The sequence below is a fragment of the Erythrobacter sp. S43 genome (genome assembly GCF_057364955.1).
The window spans coordinates 2,007,698-2,030,355 of sequence record NZ_CP200285.1; the positions used below are offsets into that span (position 1 = coordinate 2,007,698).

The 22,658-nt window shown below is 60.5% G+C and carries 20 protein-coding genes; 10 read left to right on the forward strand and 10 right to left on the reverse strand.

Annotated elements, in window-relative coordinates:
* Window positions 1–44 precede the first annotated feature (44 nt).
* Window positions 45–1,514 carry a glycerol kinase GlpK gene (gene glpK / locus AC0V6K_RS09770; RefSeq protein ID WP_472621726.1) on the forward strand — a complete coding sequence of 490 codons (1,470 nt, stop codon included), beginning with the start codon at window positions 45–47 and terminating at the stop codon, window positions 1,512–1,514.
* Here the strand turns inward: glpK and AC0V6K_RS09775 are convergent.
* Window positions 1,500–1,958: a DUF1465 family protein gene (locus AC0V6K_RS09775; RefSeq protein WP_472621728.1), complete on the reverse strand. Its 459-nt coding sequence runs from the start codon at window positions 1,956–1,958 to the stop codon at window positions 1,500–1,502. The genes glpK and AC0V6K_RS09775 overlap by 15 nt on opposite strands.
* Window positions 1,959–2,079: 121 nt before the next feature.
* On the reverse strand, window positions 2,080–2,277 hold the full coding sequence (locus AC0V6K_RS09780; protein ID WP_472621730.1) for a YdcH family protein: 198 nt from the start codon (window positions 2,275–2,277) through the stop codon (window positions 2,080–2,082).
* A 251-nt stretch (window positions 2,278–2,528) separates the two neighbouring features.
* Between AC0V6K_RS09780 and AC0V6K_RS09785 the strand changes: the two genes are divergently transcribed.
* The 4 genes from AC0V6K_RS09785 (at window position 2,529) to AC0V6K_RS09800 (ending at window position 7,185) form a co-directional block, all read left to right on the forward strand.
* Window positions 2,529–2,696 (forward strand): YdcH family protein, encoded by a 168-nt coding sequence (locus AC0V6K_RS09785; RefSeq protein WP_486172621.1) that lies wholly within the window; start codon window positions 2,529–2,531, stop codon window positions 2,694–2,696.
* 127 nt (window positions 2,697–2,823) lie between these two features.
* Entirely contained in the window at window positions 2,824–5,094 is a 2,271-nt protein-coding gene (ptsP, locus tag AC0V6K_RS09790; protein ID WP_472621732.1) for a phosphoenolpyruvate--protein phosphotransferase, read from the forward strand.
* A 124-nt stretch (window positions 5,095–5,218) separates the two neighbouring features.
* Window positions 5,219–6,028, forward strand: coding sequence for a helix-turn-helix domain-containing protein (locus tag AC0V6K_RS09795; protein WP_472621734.1), 810 nt, complete (start codon window positions 5,219–5,221; stop codon window positions 6,026–6,028).
* Between the two features lie 155 nt (window positions 6,029–6,183).
* Window positions 6,184–7,185, forward strand: a complete 1,002-nt coding sequence (locus AC0V6K_RS09800) for a tetratricopeptide repeat protein (protein ID WP_472621736.1) — start codon at window positions 6,184–6,186, stop codon at window positions 7,183–7,185.
* 76 nt (window positions 7,186–7,261) lie between these two features.
* On the opposite strand, the gene AC0V6K_RS09805 is transcribed toward AC0V6K_RS09800, so the two are convergent.
* A complete protein-coding gene (locus AC0V6K_RS09805; RefSeq protein WP_472626209.1) occupies window positions 7,262–7,411 on the reverse strand; it encodes a hypothetical protein in 150 nt (49 codons plus the stop codon).
* Here AC0V6K_RS09805 and tilS point away from each other — a divergent pair.
* The gene (gene tilS / locus AC0V6K_RS09810; RefSeq protein ID WP_472626102.1) at window positions 7,376–8,224 is read left to right on the forward strand and encodes a tRNA lysidine(34) synthetase TilS; all 849 of its coding nucleotides are present in this window, start codon (window positions 7,376–7,378) and stop codon (window positions 8,222–8,224) included. The genes AC0V6K_RS09805 and tilS overlap by 36 nt on opposite strands.
* A 10-nt stretch (window positions 8,225–8,234) precedes the next feature.
* Here the strand turns inward: tilS and AC0V6K_RS09815 are convergent, their stop codons facing one another.
* The 5 genes from AC0V6K_RS09815 to zwf all read right to left on the reverse strand — a co-directional run bounded on the left by AC0V6K_RS09815 (window position 8,235) and on the right by zwf (window position 16,264).
* Entirely contained in the window at window positions 8,235–9,131 is an 897-nt protein-coding gene (locus AC0V6K_RS09815; protein ID WP_472621738.1) for a L,D-transpeptidase family protein, read from the reverse strand.
* Window positions 9,132–9,232: 101 nt separating this feature from the next.
* Complete coding sequence (locus tag AC0V6K_RS09820) at window positions 9,233–12,025, reverse strand: phosphoenolpyruvate carboxylase (protein WP_472621740.1); 2,793 nt, start codon at window positions 12,023–12,025, stop codon at window positions 9,233–9,235.
* Window positions 12,022–13,005, reverse strand: a complete 984-nt coding sequence (locus tag AC0V6K_RS09825; RefSeq protein ID WP_472621742.1) for a glucokinase — start codon at window positions 13,003–13,005, stop codon at window positions 12,022–12,024. The genes AC0V6K_RS09820 and AC0V6K_RS09825 overlap by 4 nt, the downstream gene beginning before the upstream one ends.
* Before the next feature lie 3 nt (window positions 13,006–13,008).
* Window positions 13,009–14,814, reverse strand: a complete 1,806-nt coding sequence (gene edd, locus AC0V6K_RS09830; RefSeq protein WP_472621744.1) for a phosphogluconate dehydratase — start codon at window positions 14,812–14,814, stop codon at window positions 13,009–13,011.
* Window positions 14,807–16,264 (reverse strand): glucose-6-phosphate dehydrogenase, encoded by a 1,458-nt coding sequence (zwf, locus tag AC0V6K_RS09835; protein WP_472626104.1) that lies wholly within the window; start codon window positions 16,262–16,264, stop codon window positions 14,807–14,809. The genes edd and zwf overlap by 8 nt, the downstream gene beginning before the upstream one ends.
* Before the next feature lie 128 nt (window positions 16,265–16,392).
* Here zwf and AC0V6K_RS09840 point away from each other — a divergent pair, with 128 nt between their 5' ends.
* The 4 genes from AC0V6K_RS09840 (at window position 16,393) to AC0V6K_RS09855 (ending at window position 20,482) form a co-directional block, all read left to right on the forward strand.
* Complete coding sequence (locus AC0V6K_RS09840) at window positions 16,393–17,412, forward strand: LacI family DNA-binding transcriptional regulator (RefSeq protein ID WP_472621746.1); 1,020 nt, start codon at window positions 16,393–16,395, stop codon at window positions 17,410–17,412.
* A 148-nt stretch (window positions 17,413–17,560) separates the two neighbouring features.
* Window positions 17,561–18,349 (forward strand): hypothetical protein, encoded by a 789-nt coding sequence (locus AC0V6K_RS09845; RefSeq protein WP_472621748.1) that lies wholly within the window; start codon window positions 17,561–17,563, stop codon window positions 18,347–18,349.
* Window positions 18,350–18,449: 100 nt separating this feature from the next.
* Complete coding sequence (locus AC0V6K_RS09850) at window positions 18,450–18,761, forward strand: hypothetical protein (protein WP_472621750.1); 312 nt, start codon at window positions 18,450–18,452, stop codon at window positions 18,759–18,761.
* A gap of 29 nt (window positions 18,762–18,790) precedes the next feature.
* Window positions 18,791–20,482, forward strand: a complete 1,692-nt coding sequence (locus tag AC0V6K_RS09855; RefSeq protein WP_472621752.1) for a hypothetical protein — start codon at window positions 18,791–18,793, stop codon at window positions 20,480–20,482.
* Here AC0V6K_RS09855 and AC0V6K_RS09860 read toward each other — a convergent pair.
* Together AC0V6K_RS09860 and rimO are read right to left on the reverse strand one after the other, a co-directional pair.
* Window positions 20,479–21,282, reverse strand: a complete 804-nt coding sequence (locus AC0V6K_RS09860) for a transglutaminase-like domain-containing protein (protein WP_472621754.1) — start codon at window positions 21,280–21,282, stop codon at window positions 20,479–20,481. The two genes, AC0V6K_RS09855 and AC0V6K_RS09860, sit on opposite strands and share 4 nt — an antisense overlap.
* A complete protein-coding gene (gene rimO, locus AC0V6K_RS09865; protein ID WP_472621756.1) occupies window positions 21,279–22,658 on the reverse strand; it encodes a 30S ribosomal protein S12 methylthiotransferase RimO in 1,380 nt (459 codons plus the stop codon). The genes AC0V6K_RS09860 and rimO overlap by 4 nt, the downstream gene beginning before the upstream one ends.

Consider the following 22,658-nt stretch of genomic DNA (forward strand, 5'->3'; position numbering starts at 1 on the left):
GGAGAGATCGGCAGAAGTCACGCCAAAGAGAATTGGGGGATTGCATGAGCGACTACATTCTTGTTCTTGATGAAGGCACTACATCCACCCGCGCTATGTTGTTTGCGAGCGACGGTGTGCTGGTGGCGAGTGCGCAGGCAGAGCTGACGCAACACTATCCGCAAAGCGGCTGGGTTGAGCATGATGCGACAGAAATCTGGGCCAAGACGCTTGAATGCGCGCTCGAAGTGATCCCGAAGGCAGGCGGCGCGGCTATGGTTGCCGCAATCGGCATCACCAACCAGCGTGAAACAGTGGTGGCGTGGGACAAGACAACCGGTGAACCCCTGACCCGAGCGATTGTGTGGCAGGATCGACGGACCGAGCCGTTCTGCGCTGATCTGCGCGCTGCGGAACACGAGGCTGAGGTACAGAGCCGCACCGGCCTGTTGCTCGACCCCTATTTTTCCGGCACCAAAATGCGCTGGATGCTCGACAATGTGCCCGAAGTCCGCGCCGCGGCGGACGCCGGTACGCTGGCCTTTGGGACGGTTGAAAGCTGGCTGATGTTCAAGCTGACCGGCGGCGATCATCTGACCGACGCCAGCAATGCCAGCCGCACATTGTTGCTCGAATTGGCGGGCGCACAGTTTGACGAGGGACTGTGCGACTTGTTCGGCGTGCCGCACGCTGCCTTGCCCGAAGTCGTCGATATGTCGGGTCAGCTCGGCCAAACTGCCGAGGGTTTGTTCGGTCGGCGCATCCCGATCACCGGTCTGGCGGGTGATCAGCAGTCAGCGACCATCGGGCAGGCGTGCCTTTCGCCGGGAGAGACCAAAGCGACATACGGCACCGGCGCATTTGTTTTGACCAATCAGGGCGCGACAGTTCCGCGATCGGAGAACCGTCTGCTCGGCACCGTGCTGACGCAGCTTGGAGGTAAGCGCACCTATGCGATTGAGGGCTCGGTTTTTGTTGCGGGCAGCCTTGTGCAATGGCTTCGCGACTCTCTGGGTATTGTCGATGTTGCAAGCCAGACGGAGGAACTGGCCCGCTCGATCCCCGATAGCGGCGGTGTGACGATCGTTCCGGCTCTCGCAGGTTTGGGAGCGCCGCATTGGAGAGCCGATGCGCGCGGTGTGATCACCGGCCTAAGTTTCGCGAGCGGAAAAGCTCAGCTGGCCCGCGCCGCTCTGGAAGCCATGGCGCACCAAACTCACGATCTTGCAGAAGCCTTCGCAAAAGATGGCACGGCTTGGGAGACCTTGCGCATTGACGGCGGTATGGCGGCGAATGATTGGATGGCGCAGGACATGGCTGATGTGCTTGGCGTAGCTGTGGAGCGCCCGGACTTTATCGAAACTACCGCGCTCGGAACGGCTATGCTGGCCGCTGCTGGCGCGGGGCTTTACGACAGTCTTGAAGCAGCAGCCGAGGCCATGCGCGGCAAATTGGCTCGGTTCGAGCCTTCAATGGATGATGCCGTTCGCGAAGACCGCTTGGCCCGCTGGCGCAAGGCTCTATCGGCCGCCTAGCTCGCGCCCGATACGGTCCTGGAAGGCGCGCACGGGCGATTCTGCTTCAATACGCTGACGCCATGCTTCGTCCAGACGGGCGATCCGTTTGTGGATCCGCTCGGTTTCGAAGATGAGGTCGCATGTCGGCGGCTCAAGCAGTGCGAGCTGCTCCGGATCAGACGGACGATCAGCCGGAAGCGTGTTGCTGCGCCGCACCTGCTTTTCTGACAGCTCGCCCGAGAAATAAGCACGTTGGTTCAACAGCCAAGCCAGCACATGCATCATGCGCGTGGTCGTCTTCAGCCCTTCGGTTGAGAGCGCCAGTCGTACCATTGTGCTGTCACCATCGGCTGGCTCTTTCGTGCCCAGCGCAAATACAGCACGCACTTCATCGGCGAGCAGCAGTGCCTCGCTGTAGAGCGCTTCGATAATCGGACGAGTGAGATTGGTTGCGTCGGACATAGCAGTTCTTCCCCGCTACGCCCGCAATTCCGCCCCCGCCAGAAGGGTAAGGTTACTTTCCGCTTTAAATGTTCAAAGTGTCCCGCAGTGGTACAAATTGGCGGGTCAAAAGACCGGAAATCTACGCGATAATATCGGGCAACAAGGTATCTTCGATAATCGCGATCTGGTCCTTCAAGCGCAATTTGCGTTTCTTCAAGCGTGCGATCTGCAGCTGATCGGTTGATCCCGCTTCGGTCAACGCGCTGATCGCGGCGTCGAGATCGCGGTGTTCGGATTTCAGCAGGGCCAGCCGCTTCTCCAGCTCTTGCTCATTCATGGCTGTTTCCGAATCACCTAAGTTGCCAATGCAGGTCGCGGACGGGTGTTTCCCCCGATTTGCGCGCCTGTTCAAGGCACCTGGAAACTCAATTCACCGCAAGCCTTCCTCGGGAGCTCTCGATTCATGCATTGGTAGTGCTTTGCAAGTTAGCGTGCTTATGGTTTTATCAGACCCAGCGGCTCGGCCGTCATGACGCCGAGTCGTTCCCAAAGGGGGCAGTCCCCCGACGCATATATAGGAGAACGCATATGGCATCGTCCGCAGCTTCATCTCACGTGAATGCTCTCCAATCCAAACATGCCGGGCTTGATGCTCGACTGCGTGAAGAGATGGCCCGTCCATCACCTGATGCTGCGACCCTTCAATTTCTCAAGAAGCAAAAACTTCGATTGAAGGAAGAGATTTCGCGAACGTAGCGCAGCGGCGCCAATTCAATTCCGATTGTGCGCGTTCCGGCAACGGGGCGCGCACATTGCATATTGGCTCCAAATCCCCTCGTTCGCCTTTGATTTTGTAACAGTGAATGCGTAAGCCCTTTCTGAAATGACAGCCGCCGCCTCTGCCCGACAAATCCTCACTCGCCTGCACGAAGTGATGGCTTCGCGCCTGCACGCGCAGGGGAAGCTGGATCAGGTCGCAGATATCATCGGTGAAAGCCTGACGAGCGAGGTGTGCTCGATCTATCTCCTGCGCGAAGGAATGCTTGAGCTGTTCGCGACGCGCGGCCTTAACAAAAGCGCGGTCCACGTCACTCGCATGGCGATCGGCGAAGGTTTGACCGGGACGATTGCCGACAATGTTGAAACGCTAAACCTCGCCGAGGCCAAGGCTCATCCTGACTTCCAATATCGGCCGGAAACGGGAGAAGATAAGTTCCACTCCTTTGCCGGTGTGCCGATTGTTTATCGCGAGCGCGCAGTGGGCGTGCTGTGCGTGCAGCATGTAGAGCCGCGGCGTTACGAAGAGGTCGAGATCGAGGCGCTGCAGACAACCGCAATGGTGCTGTCTGAAATGATCGCCAATGCCGAACTGATCGACGAGGAACAGGCTCTGGGCCTGACGGAAGCGCAGACGGGGCCCCAAACGATCAACGGACTGACCTTGGTTAAGGGGCTCGCCAAAGGCCAAGCGGTCTACCACCAGCCGCGCGTCCAGATCACGCAGGTGATGGCCGAAGATATCGAGGCCGAACGCCAGCGTGTGTACCGCGCCTTCGACAGGATGCGCGAGCAGATTGATGGGCTGGCGCAGCAAGCCGAATTCGGTGTGGGCGGCGAACAGGAAGAGGTGCTCGAGACCTATAAGATGTTTGCCTATGACGAAGGATGGTCACGGCGCATCAACGAAGCGATCGATAGCGGTCTGACTGCCGAGGCAGCGATCGAGCGTGTGCAGCAACACACCCGCATGCGCATGCGCGAGATTGACGATGCGCTCCTAGCCGACCGGATGCACGATCTGGAGGATCTGGCGAACAGGCTGCTGCGCATTGTGTCTGGCCAATTGGGCACCGCTGCTTCTCAAGGCCTGCGGCGCGACACGATCCTAATAGCGCGCAATCTCGGGCCGGCAGAGCTGCTCGAATATGACAAGCGCCGCTTGAAAGGTGTGATCCTAGAGGAAGGGTCCTTGACCGCCCATGTGGTGATTGTTGCGCGGGCGATGGGCGTGCCGGTCCTTGGCCGCGCTTCGGGCATTCGCGGGATCATCCGTGATGGCGATGAAATCCTACTTGATGCAACCGCTGCCAGCGCCACCGTGCGACCATCCGCGCAGGTCGCCGATGCGTTTGAGGCACGCTTCGCGAAATCGCGCGAAAAGCAGGCGGCTTATGCCGAATTGCGTGATGTAGAACCGTTTACTCGTTGCGGCACCCGCATTCAGGTGATGATGAATGCGGGCCTGCGTGATGATATGTCCAGCCTGCCGCTGACTGGTGCAGACGGGGTGGGCCTCTTCCGCACCGAATTTCAATTCCTTGTTTCGGCAACGCTGCCGCAGCGGGAGCGGCAGACCAAGCTCTATCGCGATGTGCTGGATGCGGCGGGCGACAAGCCGGTCATTTTCCGCACCGTCGACATCGGCGGCGACAAGTCGGTGCCGTATCTCGCATCCGATATGTCGGCAGAGGATGAAAACCCGGCGATGGGCTGGCGCGCGCTTCGGCTGGCGTTGGAACGCGAAGGTTTGATGAAAGCGCAGGCGCGCGCCCTGTTAGAGGCCAGCAGCGGGCGGTCGCTTTATGTGATGTTTCCGATGGTATCCGAGCCATGGGAATTTGACGCCGCGAAGACCGTCTTTGACGAACAGCTCGCTTTCATGCGCAAGCACAAGAAGCAGCTACCCGATGCGATCCATTACGGCGCAATGTTGGAAGTGCCAGCGCTCGCCGAGGTGCTTGATCTGCTTCTGCCGAAACTGAGTTTTCTCTCGATTGGCACCAACGATCTGACACAGTTCCTGTTTGCTGCCGACCGCGCGAACCCCAGTTTGGCGACGCGCTATGACTGGCTGAGCATCCCCATCATGCGCTTCCTCCGCCGCGTGTCGCAATCGACCACAGGCAGCGGAGTAGATGTGGGCGTCTGCGGAGAAATGGGCGGGCGTCGTCTTGAAGCGCTTGCGCTGTTGGGAATCGGATATCGTCGTTTGTCGATCACGCCCGCAGCCGTTGGCCCGATCAAGGAGCTGGTGCGCCGAGTTGATCTGGCCGAGATTACCGAGGCGATGTCCGGTTGGCTCGGAGACCCTTCGGTCAATTTGCGCGAAGAATTAGCGGCTTGGGCTGCCGAACGCGGCATCGACGTCGATTGATCGAAAACTGGCGCTGAAGGTGCCCGAAAGCACGACGAGTCAGCGAGATCCTTGACACGGGGCACTCAGACATACTTTGTGCGTTCAACACAAAAGCGCCACGTAAAAATAATAAGGCCGGGTCATGGATAGCGAACACGAAAGCGAGACCGAGGAGCTGATCCCTTCGGGCCCCGGGGAAGACTTACGCGCCGCACGTGAGGGCAAGAAGCTCAAGCTAGAGCAGGTCGCTGCTGAAACCCGCATTCCGGTCCGTCATCTGGAGTCTATCGAAGCCGGACGCTTTGATGCCTTGCCGTCGCGCACATATGCAATTGGCTTTTCACGCACCTATGCAGGAATGGTAGGTCTGGACGGCGCAGATATCGCTGATCGAGTTCGCGACGAGTTGGCTGATGCCGACTATCATCGCAGCGGCATCGGAAGTGGCATGGAACCCGGCGATCCTGCCAAGCTGCCATCAACAGGCCTTGTCTGGTTTGCCGGAATTGCGGCTCTGATCCTGGCGATTGGCGCAATCGCCTTCTTCACCAGCTACTTCGGATCGGGTGCAGATCCCGCATCGCTCTTGGCTGGCACGGAAGATGCCGAAGAGGCAGCAAGCGAAGGAAATGACGGGGGGCAGGCTTCCTCCGCAGCGCCAAGTGCAAGCGGCCAAGTGGTGATTACCGCGTTGGAAGACGGCATCTGGGTCCGCTTTTACGAAGAGGGCGGCGAGCGCTTGCTCGAAAAGATCATGGAGAAGGATGAGACCTTTGAAGTGCCTACGACAGCCACCGATCCGCGCGTAAACACCGGCCTCCCGCACCTGTTGGCGATCACGATTGATGGTCAAAGCGTGCCCAAACTGTCCGAAGAGCAAGTGGTTCTCGCTGACGCACCAATTTCAGCCCAGGCACTGCTGGCTCGCGCTGATGCGGCGGACGGAACCTAACCCGCGATCAACCGATCCTTTCCCCCATTTCGAAGCCTTCCACACTCGACTTAAGGACTTCGAAAAGGCAAAGATTCGGCTCAGGTTCATGCAGCGGCGTGCATTTCGGCTTTCAATCAATGCACTGACGGCATGGAAAAGGAGCTCGAGACGAGATGAAAATTCGCGCCGCCCATAAGACAACCCGCATGCTCGCCGGCGTCCTTGCTGCAGCAACAGTTGCGACCACCCCAATCCCTGCGATGGCTCAGGATGATGTCTCCGAAGCTCGCATTCGCAAGATCGAAGCGGAAATCCGCGCGCTGCAGCGCAACGTGTTCCAGAACAATGAGAGCCAGTTTTTCCAGCCGGAAATCGCGCCGGGTGAAAGCAATCGCGCGACAACGACCAATCCGGCCAGCACGACGGCGGTGACCGATATTCTTGCGCGGTTGGATGCCATCGAGCAACAGCTTCAGCGCCTGACTGCCCAGACCGAAGAAAACGGCAACAAGCTGTCCGGTATGGAAACGCGCATCGCCGCACTGGAAAGTGCGCGCGAAGCCGAAGTGGCTGCGAATACCAGCACAGAGGCGGAAGGATCGGCAGCAGAAACGAACATAGCCGCAATGACGGGCGACGCCGCTAGCCGCGAGGTTCAGGGGCCAGTTGATACCGAGTCCACCTCAGTTGCACCGGCGACCGCCGCTTCGACAGGCCCGAGCGCATCGCGGCTTGCTGCAGTGCAGGCAATTACAAAGCCGCAGACCGACGATGCGGGCGATGATGACTATTCCTACGGCTTCCGCCTCTGGAATGCGGGCTTCTATCCCGAGGCGCGTCAGGCGCTTTCAGACTTTATCGAGAAGTATCCAAGCCACTCGCGTCAAACCTACGCACGAAACCTGCTTGGCCGTGCTTACCTCGATGATGGCAAGGCCGATGAAGCGGCGAGCTGGTTCATCAAGAACTATCAGAGCGACAAGCAGGCCCGCCGGGCACCGGACAGCTTGCTGTATCTCTCAGAAGCGATGATCGCTTTGAATGATACGCGCCGCGCTTGCATCGCGCTGGGCGAGTTTGCGAGCACCTATCCCGCTGTGGCTGGTGGTCGTCTCGCTTCCCAGTATCAGGCCAACCTCGGCAAGGTAGACTGCCAAGCCGAAGCAGCGAGCTGACGCGGGTTGATGGGCGGGGGCGCTGATTGATAGCTCGGCTTCATCTTCGGATTTCGATCCTGACCTGATCGCACGCTTAGCCCAGCGGCTGGCCTTTCTTTGGCCCGAAGACGAGCGCACCGGTCCGCTGGGCCTCGCCGTATCCGGTGGACCAGACAGTCTCGCACTGCTTTTGCTCGCGCACGAGGCTTTGCCAGGTGAGATTGCCGTGGCGAGCGTTGATCATGGACTGCGTCCCGAAGCGGCGAGTGAGGTTGCGCTGGTCGGACAAGTCTGCGCCGCTCGCGACATTTCCTTTACCCCGATCAAAGTTTCGGTCTCCGCCGGAAATCTTCAGGCGAAGGCCCGCGAGGCACGCTATGCGGCGCTGGGCGAATGGGTGCAGGCCCGTGGACTTGGCGCGCTTGCAACCGCGCATCACGCTGACGATCAGGCGGAAACGCTGCTGATGCGTTTGGCGCGGGGGAGCGGTTTGTCCGGGCTCGCGGGCGTGCGCGCGGCGACACTTCTACCAGATGGCGAAACACCACTGCTGCGTCCGCTGCTCGATTGGCGTCAGTCAGAATTGGAAGCTCTAGTGGCTCAAGCTGGCATCGATCCGGTGCGAGATCCCTCCAATTTGGACCGAAATTTCGACCGCGTCCGGGTGCGCGAGCATCTGGCCGATCAAAGAGATATCCTTTCCGTGGAAGGCCTCGCCAACAGCGCGCAACATCTATCCGAGGCTTGGCGCGCGCTGGAATGGTATGCGCAGCTCGACCGCGAAGAGATGGTGCACCGCGAGGATGATCTGGCGTTCCGATACTACGTCAATGTTCCGCGCGTGGTCGCTATCGAGACGATCCTGCACATCATTGACCAGCTGGGCGGCATTGCCACTCGCAGTGAAGCGGGCAGAGCCTATGACCGGCTCTGGCGCGGAGATAATGCGTCGATCAGCGGCGTGTTGATCACCCCCGGCGCGGAAGAGGTCGCGAAAGTTGGTGTGACGATGCGCGTCTGGCGGTTCTCACCGGAACCGCCCAGAACATCGCATTGACGACGGTTGCTTAGCCGATCTTGTCGCCCACGCCGATCAGGCCACCGCGTGTGATCACCACGATGTCGCCGCGCTTGGCCGCTGCGAACAGCTTTTCGGCAAACGGGTTTGGAACACCGACACAGCCATGGCTGGCATAGCCGTTGATGACTTCAGAACCATGTATGGCAATACCGCTCCACGTCAGGCGCAAGGTCCACGGCATCGGAGCGTTGTCGTACTTCTCCGAGACGTTGTCCTTTTCCTTGGTCAGGATCTTGAAGTTACCGAGCGGAGTAGGGTGCTTGCGCGTGCCGAGCAGCGCCACTGCGGTGCCAATCTCGTGACCGTCGCGGAATGCGCTGATGATGCGGGCGTTGAGGTCAACCGTGATGACCAGCTTGCCCTTCTTCGGCGCATTGGATTCGTCCCAGAACCATTGGCCGTATCGAAGCGTGCCGGGGACATCCAGAATGCTCTTGATGACGAATGGGTCTTTCTTGGCGACGCGACGTGACAATGCAGGTGCGCTTGGCTTTGGCGCGGGCAACTGCTGCACGGTCGGGTTCGAGATCATGCGAATTGCCGGAGTGCGTTCAGCAGGTGCAGCGGGCGGCGCTGGCACAGCCTGATCGACCGAACCCAGTTCGTCCTCTGCCAGCGGCGGCAGACCGGGCTCAAATGGCTCAGGCGAAGCACCAGCGGTTTCGGGTTCTGCATAGGGCTGCGTCGAAGACGGATCGACCACTTTGGAGTCTTCTCCGGTATCCGGATCAATTGCGCGGATAGCTTCTTCAGCTTCCTGAGCAATCTGCTCGGCAGTGTCAGCGACTTCGCTGGCCGATTGGGCGATAGCAATGCCTGCACCACCAAGACCGATGGCAAGCGTCAGCGCGGCGGCCGCGCGAAAGGGAGTGATCTTCGTCATAACGCAATCATTATGACTCGATTCTGGCTTAACTACCAGTGACTAACGCGCCCGCGTCCCTGTGAGGGACGACCCGAGCCGCCATTCGTTAACGGCGAATCTTACCCATGCGCGCCGAAATGGTTGGCTATGGTCGTCGAAATCCGCAGCATCAGAGCATAAGCCCGCTCAATCGGATCGATTAATTCGCGGCCAATCTGGGCATAGCCTTCGGTCGCCGCATCGGGGTAATCCGCAGGGGCAGTGACGGCAAAGTCATCAGGCGCGGGGAAGCTGGTCGGGAAGGCGCGGCGCATTTGCGCAAGCGCATCGTCGATCCGCAAGCTGAACACCATTTCGAGCACATCTTCGCGGCTGATATCGTTGGCACGGCTAAACACCGGCACCGACACCGCTTTGATGAAGATGTGCTGGAAGAGGGCAAGGCGCAGCGATTGCGCGGCGCCGATCAGACGGCGTGTGGTCTCGCGTTCCTCGTTGCGCTCCTCCGCCGGAAGCAGATCGAGCAGGCGGTGAAACTTCAGCGCATCGACTCGCAATTGTGATGCGAGGCGGCGATAAGTGCCCGCACGGTCATCCTCGGTCAGATACTCGGCCAACGTTTCGCAAGCATCCGACAGATGCGGCTCAGTCCCGCGATAGGGGCGGCTTGCCCAATAAGCCGAGTTGAACAGCTCGCCATGCGCCGCAACCGTCTTAATGCTCGCCAGCGCGTTGGAAGCCTGCGCAAGACGCAGCAATTGCTGGCCGCGGTCGCTCGCTTCAAGAAGCGCGGCGACTTCTTCGTAATTGCCATCTGCCGCACTGCCGACGCCAGATATGACATTCACCGGATAGCCGAGCTGTTGCAGGATCGAGTTATGCGGGATTGCACGAATTTGCCGCAGGTTCATGTCGCGATCAGCGGAGAGGTCCGACTGGCGCCGAGACACACGGCTGCCTGTGGAATTGAGCAGGCCTAGACCAAACGCGGTCACCGCACGCGAGTAAGTCTTGCTGCGCAGATGCCGCCGCTGATGCGTGCGGATCGCGCGGTAGAAATCGAGGCTGATATCGGTGCGCTCGTAAAGCGGGTCAGCGCAAACTTCGGAGCGTTCAGGCTCTTCGGTGATGATGCGGGTCAGCGTGGCACGCGCTAGCTCTGGGCGGGCAAAGTGGAGATACCCGTCGCCGCCTTGGAAGCTGACCTCCGGCTCCAACGCAATCTTGTTGCGAATGAAGCGGCTGCGCGCCCATTCGCTCATCGGCCAAGTCAAACGGTCGGCAAAACCGCCAGGGTGCGCGCCGCGGCCCATGCTCTCACCATGCGTGTTGAAGATCAGCGCCGCGACATCGGTGAGGCCGTTCTTGGCCATAGCCTGCGCAAAGCGGCCTTGAAGGCGCTCGATGGCAAGGCTGGCGGGGATTTGCCCGACAAAGCGGCCAGCATCGGAAAAACCCGTTTGAATGCAGGCGCGCCCGCGCAGGCGCGCATATTGCTGGTACTGCTCTTCCTCGCACAGAGCATCGAGGAAACGGCCGCCATGCTCCAGCGCGCTCTCGGTCTCGAACAAGGGCGAAACATCGACCTTGTCCTCGATCCCGAACAGCTTTGAGAAGTAAAGCGCGGCAAGGATCGTGGAGGGCTGTTCGCACTCCGCAATAAGCATGCGGATCGGCGTGTCGGCATCGATATGGCCAAGGATTTGCGCCATAGCGAGGAATTGCCGGGTCGCGGTCGAGCTTTCGATGGCGAGGCTGGCGAAATTGGTGCGTTTGGGCTGCACTTCTTCCAGCATCCCGCGCAAGGTCGCCATTGCACCCTTGCTGGCGAGATCAAGCTCGGGCGTCTCGTGCATTTGCGCGCGGATGGCGTTATGCAGCTGCTTCGCGTTCACACGGAAGTGAATGTGGCCCATGCCCAGCCCGTCGGCACGCATCGCAGCGACGAGCGTCTTGAGCGCGATGGCGCGATCGGTTTCTGCTTCGCGTGCCTCGGTTTCCAGTGCCTCAATGATGGCGGTGAGACTGGTCAGCTTGGCCGGATTGTCTGCTGTCAGGCGGTTGGCGGCTGCGGACAGGTCATTGGGTGCGGTCAAGTCTTCGGCGAAGTCTTTCGCGCTGGATACGGCATGTTCGGATCCGGCCCGCAATGTTGCGATCAGCGGGTGGCTGTCATCAATGGCCGAAAGGTCGTGGGCGTAACGGCCCAACCGTGCCGCTTTTTCCGACAGTCGGAAACGGATGGAGGTGTACCATTTGATATCGGTGCGCCCGTCCATGTCGTATCCGACCCAGCTCGCAAAGCGGAACGGCAGGGGAGACAATTCCTGCCATTTATCAGGCCATTGCTGCGCAGCATGCTGCAGCACGGATCGCACAATCTCTGTCCGCGCATCTTGTGCGTTGGCGAGTGCTGAAACGACTTCACCATGCTCGAAATCGAGCGTGATCGCCGGACGCTCGGTCCCTGCGACGCACACCGCGTTGGTCACGTCGCCATCGCTCGCGGCAGCATCGGCGACCGCGGCGGACTGCTCCGGGGTCAACAAAAAGGTCGGGTGCGCGGTGAAAACGGTGTGCAAGCTGGGTTTTTCCCAGCGCGCGCGAAATGCATCGAAGTCGTCGGTCTCATGCAGAACCGCCGAGAGCGCCTCTGCATTCGCATCCACAGCAATCGGAGCAAGGTTCCGCTTCAGCTTCGTCGCGCGGGCCTGAAGGCTGGCGCATTCCAGTTCCTCCACCAGTGCCTCGATCTGGTCGAGGTCAATGCCGTCTCCTTCCAGAGCACGGGAGAGGTCGAGACCCAGCTGGAAGACAGGGTTGAACAGAGGTGTTTCGCGGGTGCGCTGATGCAGGTCCTTCAACCGATCCAGCAGATCAGGGACAGTCGAGAGCGTCAGCGCATCGGTCATTCACAGTGTTCCTTGGCAAAAGCGGCCGCGGCGCCGAACAGGCCCGGCTGGGGGTGCGTTATCAGTTTAACCGGCATATCTGCCATCATTCCTGCAAAGCGGCCTTTTGCCGCGAAGCGCGAGGCAAAGCCGGATGCAAGCAGCGTTTTACGGATGCGGTATCCCAGACCGCCCGCGATCACGACTCCGCTTGCGCCCTGGATCAGGGCGATGTCACCTGCGACCGAACCGAGCGCGAGGCAGAACCGGTCAACGGCGGCGGCGGCAAGGCTGTCATCACCGGAAATGCCTGCGGTCCAGACCTCGATGTCGTCCATTTCGACCACGGCACGGCCCTCCATCGCGGCGAGTGTTTCGTAAATGTCGACGATGGCCGGGCCGGAAACCACACGCTCGTCGGAAACGCGGGTGTGCCTTTTGCGTAGACGGGCGAGGATGGCGTCCTCGATCGAGTCCACGGGAGCGAAATCGCCATGCCCGCCTTCTGTCGATTGGACATTCACCTCGCCATGCGGCCCACGCCAGAAGTGCGCGACGCCAAGGCCGGTCCCCGGGCCAAGTACGCTGATCGTGCCGGTGGCGGGCAGCGGTTGATCGGGGCCAGCCAAATGGATGAACTGATCTTCCGGTGCGCGCGCAGCGGCATGGGCAACAGCCGCGAAATCATTCACCAGAGTATAATTCTCGCAGCCGAGTTTTTCCGCGATCAGCGGCGGACGGATCATCCAAGGGTTGTTGGTGAAGCGGATGATGTCGGGCTTGATCGGCCCCGCAATCGCCATTGCGACACCATTGGGCAAGGTGCCGCCCATACGGTCACGGTAATCCTCCCACGCCGTTTGGAAGCTGGCATGATCTTCAGTGTGCAGCGTGACCGGGTCAGCGAGAGTAATCGCTCCGTCCTCGGCGATGGACGCGATGGTGAAGCGCGCGTGGGTGCCCCCAATATCGACCGCGACGATATCCCTTGTTGCCGCCATCTCTTAGAGCCCTGCGCTCGCGAGAATGGCTGATGCGCCCTTCTCTGCGCTGTCAGCTTGCAGCTGCATGATCCGGTACATCTCCCGCCCGACGCCCCATTGCGGCGCAGGGTCGGGTGCTGGGGTGCGGCCGGCGAGATCGGCTGTGGTCGAAACCTCGCCAGTGGTGGCGCAGACCTTCACCATGTCGCCATCTTGCAAGCGCGACAGCGGCCCGCCTCCCTTGGCTTCCGGCACGCAGTGGATCGCCGCCGGCACTTTGCCCGACGCGCCCGACATGCGGCCATCGGTCACCAGCGCGACCTTGTGCCCGCGATCCTGAAGGACGGCGAGCGACGGGGTGAGCGAGTGCAGTTCCGGCATGCCATTGGCGCATGGCCCTTGGAAACGGACAACGACCACGACATCCTTGTCGAGTTCGCCTGCCTTGAAGGCGGTGACCACGTCTTTCTGGTTCTCGAATATGCGGCACGGTGCTTCGACGGTGAAGCGCTCGAGCGCGACGGCGGAGGATTTGAAACATGCGCGGCCAAGATTACCGGTCAATAGCTTCATCCCGCCATCAGGCTGGAAGGCTTCGGCAACCGGGCGCAGCATCGTGTCGTCACGGCTTTCGGTGACGGGCGACCAGCCAAGGTCATCGCCATCCATCACCGGCTCTGAGGTGTAGGCCTCCATCCCGCCATCCCACACGGTCAGGATGTCGCCATGCGCAAGCCCTGAGTCGAGCAAGGTGCGGACCACATAAGACATGCCGCCCGCCTGATGGAAGTGGTTCACGTCGCCCGATCCGTTGGGATAGACGCGTGCGAGCAGCGGCACGACGCTGGAAAGTTCGGCAAGGTCGGTCCAATCGAACACAACGCCAGCGGCGCGCGCCATGGCCGGAATGTGGATTGCGTGGTTGGTCGATCCGCCGGTCGCAAGCAGGCCGATCACCGCATTCACAATGGCCTTTTCGTCGACCACCTGCGCCAGTGTCCGCTCGGTTGTGCCGGCCAGCTCCGCCAAGCGATGCACCGCCGCGCGGTCGAGCGCTTGGCGCAATTTGGTGCCCGGTGTGACGAACGCACTGGCGGGGACATGCAGCCCCATCATCTCCATCATCATCTGGTTGGAGTTTGCGGTTCCATAGAATGTGCAGGTGCCCGGCGAGTGATACGAACCCAGCTCGCTTTCGAGTAATTCGTCTCGGCCGATCTCGCCCGCAGCGTATTTCTGGCGGGTTTCCTGTTTCTGCTTGTTAGAGATACCGCTCGGCATCGGGCCGGAGGGGACAAACACGGCGGGCAGGTGGCCAAAGCGCAATGCGCCCATCAGCAGACCCGGTACGATCTTGTCGCAAATGCCCAGACACGCGATCCCGTCATACATCTGGTGGGACAGCGCAACGCCGGTCGACAGTGCGATTACATCGCGACTGATGAGCGACAGTTCCATCCCGTCCTCGCCCTGGGTCACACCATCACACATGGCAGGGGTGCCGCCCGCGACCTGTGCGGTGGCGCCGATTTCGCGGGCATAGATCTTCATGCGGTCGGGATAGCGACCATAGGGCTGATGCGCGGAAAGCATGTCGTTGTATGCGGAGACGATCCCGATATTCGGACCGCGCCGCATCTTCATCGCGTCCTGATCTTCGAGTGCGCCCGCAAATGCGTGGGCGAGGTTGGAGCAGGCGATATCCTTGTGTTCAGGTTTGCGGTCGCCTTCACGCTTCATCAACTCAAGATAGGCCGCACGGCTCGCGCGCGAGTTCTCGATCACCCGCTGGGTTACGCGGTGGATAGTGTCGTTCAACTCAGTCATGCCAAGTAACCCCGTCGCGTTCGGCCAGCGCGATGGCGGCGCTCGGCCCCCAAGTCCCCGCGTTGTACGTCTTCGGTTTGATCTCTACCTCTTCCCAAACCTCGCGGATCGCATCGACCCATTGCCACTGCGCCTCGACCTCGTCGCGGCGCACAAACAGCGTCTGATCCCCGCCGATCAGATCGAGCAGCAAGCGCTCGTATGCAATCCGGCGGTGCTGCCCGACAAAGGCATCGGGCATGGTGATTTCGAGCGGAATTTCGCGCAGTTTGACGCCATCCGTGCCCAGGCCCGGGACCTTCGCCATCAGCGAAAGCGTGATGTTCTCTTCGGGTTGAATGCCGATCAGCAATTTGTTCGGCTGCATTCCTGCGCCCAGACTTTCGAAAATCGAGTGCGGGACACAGCGGAATTGCACGACGATCTCGGTCACGCGCTCCGGCAAGCGTTTGCCGGTTCGCAGATAGAAAGGCACGCCCTTCCAGCGCCAATTGTCGACATGCGCCTTGATCGCGACGAAGGTTTCAGTGTCGCTGTCTTTGCCCAGCTCCTCGTCATAGCCCGGCACCGCCGCACCATCGACTGCGCCTTTGCGATATTGGCCGGTGACGACTTCGGTTTTGGAAACAGGCCGCAGCGCGCGCAGCGCCTTCACCTTCTCGTCACGCACTGCGGTCGCATCAAAGCTGGTCGGCGGCTCCATCGCCACCAGAGCCAGCAATTGCAGCATATGGTTCTGCACCATGTCGCGCATCGCGCCGCTATCGTTATAATAGGCCACGCGCGATTCCAGACCGACCGTTTCCGCAACGGTGATCTGGACGTGGTCGATGTAGTTGGAGTTCCACAACGGCTCGAACAGGATATTGGCAAAGCGCAGCGCAAGCAGGTTCTGCACTGTCTCTTTTCCCAGATAATGGTCGATGCGGAAAATGCGGTCTTCGCTGAAAGCCTCGGCCACAGCGTCATTGATCGCACAGCTGCTTTCGAGGTCGGTGCCGAGCGGCTTTTCGAGCCCTATGCGCACATGATCGCCAGTGAGGCCTGCATGCTCCAGACCGGCAATGGTTGGGCCGAACAGGCTGGGCGCAGTGGAGAGGAAAATCGCAAGACCGCCTTCACCATCCTCGCTGGAAGACGGGCCGACTTTCTTGGCCAGCGCGTCAAAGCCCTCAAGTGTCGATGCGTCGAGCGCCTGATAGCTCAGTTTGTTGAGGAAATGCGCCATCCCGCCGCGCCGCTCGGCGGGCAGAAAAGTCTCCAATGCCTCACGCGCCATGTTGCGAAACTCGGCATCGCTCATTTCGCTTCGCGCGGTGCCGATGATGCGCAGTTCTTCGGGCAGCAGGCCGTCCGCATCCAGTGCGCAAAGCGAGGGCAAAAGCATGCGCCGTGACAGATCGCCGGTGGCCCCGAAAAGGAGCAGCCGATCAGCAGAAATCACAGGCATATCCATTCAACGCATCTCCCATGGGCATAGCTTCACAAACTATACCCCTCTTACCTAGCGCGCGCAGGTTTTCTCGGCCATAGGTCGCATAGCTATTCAAATGTGATCTTTGGAAGAGGGTTCCTTTCTTGGACGCCACCCGCAAACCCGGCCGTGTCACCAGCTTTGAAGTTGCCGAACGCGCTGGCGTGAGCCAGCCGACCGTTTCGCGCGCGCTGTCGGGCTCCTCCATGATCAGCGAGGCAACGCGCGAAAAGGTGCTCGCTGCAGCCAAAGAGCTGGGATACTTCGTCGATGAGCGCGCCGCGCGGTTGCGGCGGGGGCACACCGGCACGCTCGCGACAGTCGTCATCTGTCAGGAAGGTGCGCGGGCGCGCGATGTAAACCCGTTTTCCTATGCGCTGCTGGGCGGCATTTGCGCGGCGGCATCGGAACAGGGCCTGGAAGTTCTGGTCTCGCTGCAATCCGAAGAAGACAAGCTGTTTGGCAACTTCGTCGAGCGTGGCCAGGCCGAGGGGCTGATCGTCATCGGCACCACGGCCAACCGCAAAGCATGGGATTACTTCCGTAAGATTGGCGAGCAGACTTCGCCAATCGCCTATTGGGGCTCGCCGACGGGTGATCTCGATTGGGTGTCGTCCGACAACGAAGGTGGCGCACGGCTCGCGGCGGAACATTTGGTGGCAAAGGAGTGCAAGAACCTCGTTTGCGTTGGATCACGCGGCAGCCCGCAACGCCAGTTTACCGAGCGCGCCGATGCATTCCTGGCCAGCGCAAAGGAGCTGGGCGTATCGGCCGAGCTGGTACAGTTCGAACCGGGCAAACCGCGAAGCGAGCAGGGGCGCATGGCGGCCAAAGCCATTTTAGATAGCGGCAAGCCATTTGATGGCATTTTCGCAGTTTGCGATGCGGTGGCCTTCGGGGTGCTCGACGCCTTGCACGAAGCGGGCGTCGCGGTACCGGATCAGGTCAAGCTGGTCGGGTTTGACGGTATTCCTGCAGGCGAAATCGCCAACCCTCCGCTGACTACAATAGAGCCCGATCTCGATCAGGCAGGCCGCCTGCTTGTCGACGCGGTAACCGGCAAGAACGAAAGCCCTAATGTCCAGCGCGTGCCGGTTCGACTGCTGGAACGCTTCAGCGCCTGAGCAGGTCGAGAAAAAGCGAACAAATCCAAAGAAAAAGCCGTTTTTATCCCATCTGGGATATTAAGCGCAGCGAATCCCGCATCTAGTTGGGAGCCCTCTTTCAAATCGGCGCAAGGGTCGCGTCGGTATCCAATGGAGGGTTCTACCCATGAAGAATATTGCACTTGCACTGGCTGGCGGCATGCTGGCCACCGGCTTTGTCGCTATTGCTCCTGAGCCTGTCGAAGCTTCGTCTGGTCCGTTCGACAAGCTTAAGAAGAAAAAGAAGCAGGCCGAGGATGCCGCCCGCACGGCGGGCTCAGTTATCAACCGTGGCAGCAACTCAAACTCGCCTCGCACCGGTTCTCGTTACGCTGGTCACAAAGGGAAGGCGGCGCCTGCTCCGGCGAAGTACGTTCAGCAATTGAACTGCGCCAATCTTGGCCTTGGTAACGCGTTTATCGCCCAAGCTGGCGATTACACCTTCAGCCAGGGGCTCAACACCGAAAAGCGTGGCGGCCTGATTGATCGCAAGCCTGTCACGGCCACCAATGGTTGTCTGTTCCCTTCGATGGGAACGAACGACGTTCTGTATGTTGAGTTCGACAAGGCGAAGTACGCGGGCAACAAATACGCCTATGATCTGCAGTGCGTTTCTTATGACGGCAGCGAGCAGCTCAATCGCGGAACGCGTCCCCCGGCGGACAACTACAAGGGCAAGGATGTGATGCTCCACACCGGCCACTCGCTTGGCTACACGCCGACGGCCTCGGGCAGCAATTCGAGCCGTTCGGACGCATACGACAAATATCTGGATGGCCGTGGTCGTTCGATGCTGACGTTCAACATGCCAGCGCTGCACACCGATCGCGGGACGGATTTCTTCTGCCAGCACTACAATAAGAACACTGGCAAGGTCGCTCTTGCCTTCACGTTCCGCCGCGGTCCGGGCAGCTAATGCCCTGTCTGTGACTACGGCAGGCGGCGGCTGGCAGAGGCGACCCGTAAACAGCTCACCAGTCGCCGCCGCTCTTTCCCAATCAAAAAAGGAAACACCCATGCGTATCAAAGTTGCATTTATCTCTGCCGTTCTGGCTCTCGGCACTGCGCCGGTTATCGTCACTCCCGCCGCCGCGCAGTCGGCCTCTTCGGTCGTGGCAAAAGACGGCTCGTGCCCCAAAGGCTTCAAGCAGAGCGGCAGCAGCTGCAAATCATCAAGCCAGGTCGCGATCACCAAGATCGGATCGTGCCCGACCGGATTTAAGGCGTCCGGCAATTACTGCGTCGGCGACAAAGGCGATGAAGCCATCGTGCGCAGCGGTTCGTGCCCCAGCGGCATGAAGGCTTCGGGCAAATATTGTGTGAAATAAGCGGATTGCGCGGTATGGGCGCAAGTGAAATGCCAAGCGACAGCCCAAATGATGATTTGATTCAGGCGGCATATGGGGTCGTTTCGCGGCCGCAGCGCCTGATCGAATTGCTGGAAACCCTGCAAGATCAGTCACAGGCGAGCGACGACAGCGTCGTTCCGTTGGCACCTCACTTCGCCCGTATCACGCAGATGATTGACGAGATCGACCCCAATATCGGGGACGATTTTGACAGCTTTCACCCCGGAGAGCCCGACGATGGTGCTTCGGGTGATGTTGTTGAGGTTCAATCGGCCAATGCGCATCTGACGCTGTCTTCTGAAGCACGGGTCATTGATTTTGACAGCGCGGTTTTCGAGAAGGCTGATGTCGAAAGTGGTGAATATTTGCCCGCATGGATGACCGAAGCGGACCCGAACGGGTATCGCGATTTGAAAGCTGCCTTGCGCGCTGGCTCGTTCTCCGAAGCGATGCTGATCCGGCTGTGCATCGACCCCGATGATCTGGCCGGGCGCTTGTTTGCGGTTGAGCCGGCCTCGCAGCCCGAAGGTGCAGTTGGGCTGAGAGTGATCCGGCTGCGCTGGAATGAAGATCGCGGCGTGGTCTTCTCGCAAGTCTTACGACTGACCGATACCGAAAGCCAATTGGCGCGGTACATCGTGGACGGGCTTTCCATCCGCCAATTTGCCGAGGCGCGCGGGCGATCACTGGGCACCGCCCGCAATCAGGTGAAAGCCATGCTGCGCAAGCTTGGCCTTGGGTCGCAGATCGAGCTTGTTTCGCTTTATGCAGGTTTCGACGCCAGCATGGCCGCCATCGCGCGCGGCGACGGTCAGAAAACGGACAGCGACGAAGGTTTCGTCTTCGAACTGCCTGACGGGAACATAATACCCTATGAACTACACGGTGACCCGAATGGTCGCCCGATCCTGTTTCTTCACGCAACCGCTGATGGCGCTTATCTGACCAAGGGGCAGGAGGCCGCGGCGCGGGCCAATGGGCTTCGCGTGATCGCGCCCTGGTTGCCGTTTTATGCCGGCAGCCAGCTCGAAGAGACCGGCCTTGGCGCGGTCGACATCTACATTGATCGCATTGAGGCGCTGCTCGATCATCTTGGCGTAGAGGCCTGCCCGATTGTCACCGTGCGGGTTGCCGCGCCCTATGGCTTCAGAGCAGTTCAGCGCGACCCGAACCGCTTCAAGGCATTGGTCACGGCAGGCGCGGTTACGCCTGCGCGCGATGCCAGTGATTTCTCGCACCTTGCCATCGGCTACCGTGCGCCCATGCGTTTGGCCCGCACCGCGCCCTCGTTCGTAAAGCTCTATTTTGCCGCCACCGCCGCGATGGTTCGTAAAGGCGAGGGCGGTAAGTTCTTCCGCAGCCTTTACGGCAAAAGCCCGGCCGATCTTGCCACGTTGGAAGAACCCGAAGTGGTCGAGAATGTACGCCGATCGCTGCGCCGCACATTCGAGGACGGTTATCAATCCACGCTGCAGCAAACCTTGATGAGCGCGAGCGACTGGTCGCGGTTTTGCAGCGATATCGATGTGCCAGTCCGCATGATTTGCGGACGCGAGGACGGTCTTGCGCCGCCCGAAAAAGTGGTGGAGTTCTGCGTGACATACGGCTTCGATGCAGTCGGTCCGCTCGACAATGTCGGTAGCCTTGCCATGCACCAGGTCGCGCGGTTGGTGTTCGATACCGTGGCGCGCTGGGCCTAGATCGCGTCGACCTGCACGCTGCAAGACAGCAGCCGATGCGGGGCAAATGTCGTCAGAAAGCTGACGTCAGCGGCATCGCGTCCCACGCCGATAATCGCAGTGCTCGCGGACTCCGCCATGCCTGTCGTATCGACCATGTGCCATGATCCCTTCGCCGGATCGGCGGGGGCAGCCAGAAATACCTGCGCCACAGCGTGGAAATCCTGCGGTGTCACATCTGGCCCATAGCACGCGACATAGCGGGCAGGGATCATTGATGCCCGAGCGAGTGTGACCAGAACATGCGCATAGTCGCGGCAGACACCCTGCCGCGCGACGAAGCTGGCAGCGGCATCGGTCGAAGCATCGCTGGCGCCGGGCGCATACGTAAAATGGTCGCCGATCCATGAACGGATCGCCTCTATTCGCGCGCCGCCTTCGGTTTCGCCGAACTGTTCTGACACGTAATTCTGGAACGAGTCCGCCGGGCAATAGCGTGAGTCGAACAGATACTGCATCGCTTCGGCAGGCAGGTCTTGAGAGGCGACGGCGAGGGCCTTGGAAAGATCGCTTTGCGGTGGGCGCGTGACGTTGATTTTCGCGCGATAATCAACCTCGACCCGACCTTGGCCTGTGATCCAGAGGCGCTCGCCGACATCGTCATGCGCGGATGTGCGGGTCATCTCGCCCACGCGCGGGATAGTGGTTGCGCTTTCGGTGATCGATTGCCTCGCCACATCCGCCGCCTCGAACTGCAACAGCGCATCGGCTGGCTGGTCCATTTCAAAGACAAAGCGGGTGGCGATCTGGACCTTGGTCACCCGTCAGCAATCACGCCGAACAGGTCGTGTGCATCGGCCTCTTCGACCTCGACGGTGACGATATCGCCCGCAGTAAGGCTCTCGGGCACGTTGCGAAGATACACCGCGCCGTCGATCTCTGGCGCGTCTGCCTGGCTGCGGCCTGTCGCGCCGATATCGCCATCCTCGTCCGGTTCGCCAACCTCGTCGATGATGACGGGCAGCGTCTTGCCGACCTTGGCGGCGAGCTTCGCGGCGCTGATCCGCTCGGTCACCTCCATGACGCGGGCGTATCGCTCTTCCTTCACCTCTTCGGGCACCGGATCGGGCAGGGCATTGGCCGCTGCACCTTCAACCGGCTCGAAGCGGAACGCGCCAACCCGGTCGAGTTGCGCCTCTTCAAGCCAGTCGAGCAGATATTTGAAATCATCCTCGGTCTCACCGGGGAAACCAACGACGAAGCTGGAGCGGATGGCGATCTCGGGGCAGATCTCGCGCCACGACTTCAGTCGCTCGAGCACTTTCGCCTCGTTGGCCGGGCGGCGCATGCTCTTGAGCACGCTTGGTGCGGCATGCTGGAACGGAATGTCGAGGTACGGGGTCAGAAGCCCCTCGGCCATCAGCGGGATGACCTTGTCGACATGCGGGTAGGGGTAGACATAGTGCAGCCGCACCCAAGGCGGGGTGCCGTCGGCGGTCTGAAGCTGGCCAAGCTCGCGCGCCATATCGGTCATGTGGGCGCGCACTTCGCGACCTTTCCAAGGCTTGGCTTCGTGGCGAGTGTCGACGCCGTAAGCGCTGGTGTCCTGAGAGATGACCAGCAGTTCCTTGGTGCCCGCCGCAACCAGCTTCTCCGCTTCGCGCAGCACCGCGTCGATCCGGCGGCTCGCCAGCTTTCCGCGCAGGTCTGGGATGATGCAAAACGAGCAGGAGTGATTGCACCCCTCGCTGATCTTCAGATAGCTGTAGTGACGCGGTGTGAGTTTCACGTCCGGTTGCGGGATCAGGTCGATAAACGGACCTTGAGTCGGCGGGGCGTGTTCGTGAACTGCTTCCACCACGTCTTCATACTGATGCGCGCCGGTCACCGCGAGCACTTGCGGATGCGCTGCGCGGATGGCGTCGGCCTCATCACCCATGCAGCCGGTTACGATCACGCGCCCGTTTTCCGAAATCGCCTCGCCAATCGCGGCAAGGCTCTCCTCCTTGGCGGAATCGAGGAAGCCGCAGGTGTTCACCAGCACCACGTCGGCGCCCTCGTAATCGGGGCTCATGGCATAGCCATCGGCGCGCAGACGGGTGAGAATACGCTCGGAATCGACCAGCGCCTTTGGGCAGCCGAGGCTGACCATGCCGACCTTCTTCTGGTCTGGAATCGAGGTTGTAGAGGTAGTCAT

What these genes read in the sequence shown, in the direction of transcription:
- glpK (WP_472621726.1), top strand. Translation starts at nt 45, where the DNA reads ATGAGCGACTACATTCTTGTTCTTGATGAAGGCACTACATCCACCCGC.
- AC0V6K_RS09775 (WP_472621728.1), bottom strand. Translation starts at nt 1,958, where the DNA reads ATGTCCGACGCAACCAATCTCACTCGTCCGATTATCGAAGCGCTCTAC.
- AC0V6K_RS09780 (WP_472621730.1), bottom strand. Translation starts at nt 2,277, where the DNA reads ATGAATGAGCAAGAGCTGGAGAAGCGGCTGGCCCTGCTGAAATCCGAA.
- AC0V6K_RS09785 (WP_486172621.1), top strand. Translation starts at nt 2,529, where the DNA reads ATGGCATCGTCCGCAGCTTCATCTCACGTGAATGCTCTCCAATCCAAA.
- ptsP (WP_472621732.1), top strand. Translation starts at nt 2,824, where the DNA reads ATGACAGCCGCCGCCTCTGCCCGACAAATCCTCACTCGCCTGCACGAA.
- AC0V6K_RS09795 (WP_472621734.1), top strand. Translation starts at nt 5,219, where the DNA reads ATGGATAGCGAACACGAAAGCGAGACCGAGGAGCTGATCCCTTCGGGC.
- AC0V6K_RS09800 (WP_472621736.1), top strand. Translation starts at nt 6,184, where the DNA reads ATGAAAATTCGCGCCGCCCATAAGACAACCCGCATGCTCGCCGGCGTC.
- AC0V6K_RS09805 (WP_472626209.1), bottom strand. Translation starts at nt 7,411, where the DNA reads ATGATCAACGCTCGCCACGGCAATCTCACCTGGCAAAGCCTCGTGCGC.
- AC0V6K_RS09815 (WP_472621738.1), bottom strand. Translation starts at nt 9,131, where the DNA reads ATGACGAAGATCACTCCCTTTCGCGCGGCCGCCGCGCTGACGCTTGCC.
- AC0V6K_RS09820 (WP_472621740.1), bottom strand. Translation starts at nt 12,025, where the DNA reads ATGACCGATGCGCTGACGCTCTCGACTGTCCCTGATCTGCTGGATCGG.
- AC0V6K_RS09825 (WP_472621742.1), bottom strand. Translation starts at nt 13,005, where the DNA reads ATGGCGGCAACAAGGGATATCGTCGCGGTCGATATTGGGGGCACCCAC.
- edd (WP_472621744.1), bottom strand. Translation starts at nt 14,814, where the DNA reads ATGACTGAGTTGAACGACACTATCCACCGCGTAACCCAGCGGGTGATC.
- zwf (WP_472626104.1), bottom strand. Translation starts at nt 16,264, where the DNA reads ATGCCTGTGATTTCTGCTGATCGGCTGCTCCTTTTCGGGGCCACCGGC.
- AC0V6K_RS09845 (WP_472621748.1), top strand. Translation starts at nt 17,561, where the DNA reads ATGAAGAATATTGCACTTGCACTGGCTGGCGGCATGCTGGCCACCGGC.
- AC0V6K_RS09850 (WP_472621750.1), top strand. Translation starts at nt 18,450, where the DNA reads ATGCGTATCAAAGTTGCATTTATCTCTGCCGTTCTGGCTCTCGGCACT.
- AC0V6K_RS09855 (WP_472621752.1), top strand. Translation starts at nt 18,791, where the DNA reads ATGCCAAGCGACAGCCCAAATGATGATTTGATTCAGGCGGCATATGGG.
- rimO (WP_472621756.1), bottom strand. Translation starts at nt 22,658, where the DNA reads ATGACTACCTCTACAACCTCGATTCCAGACCAGAAGAAGGTCGGCATG.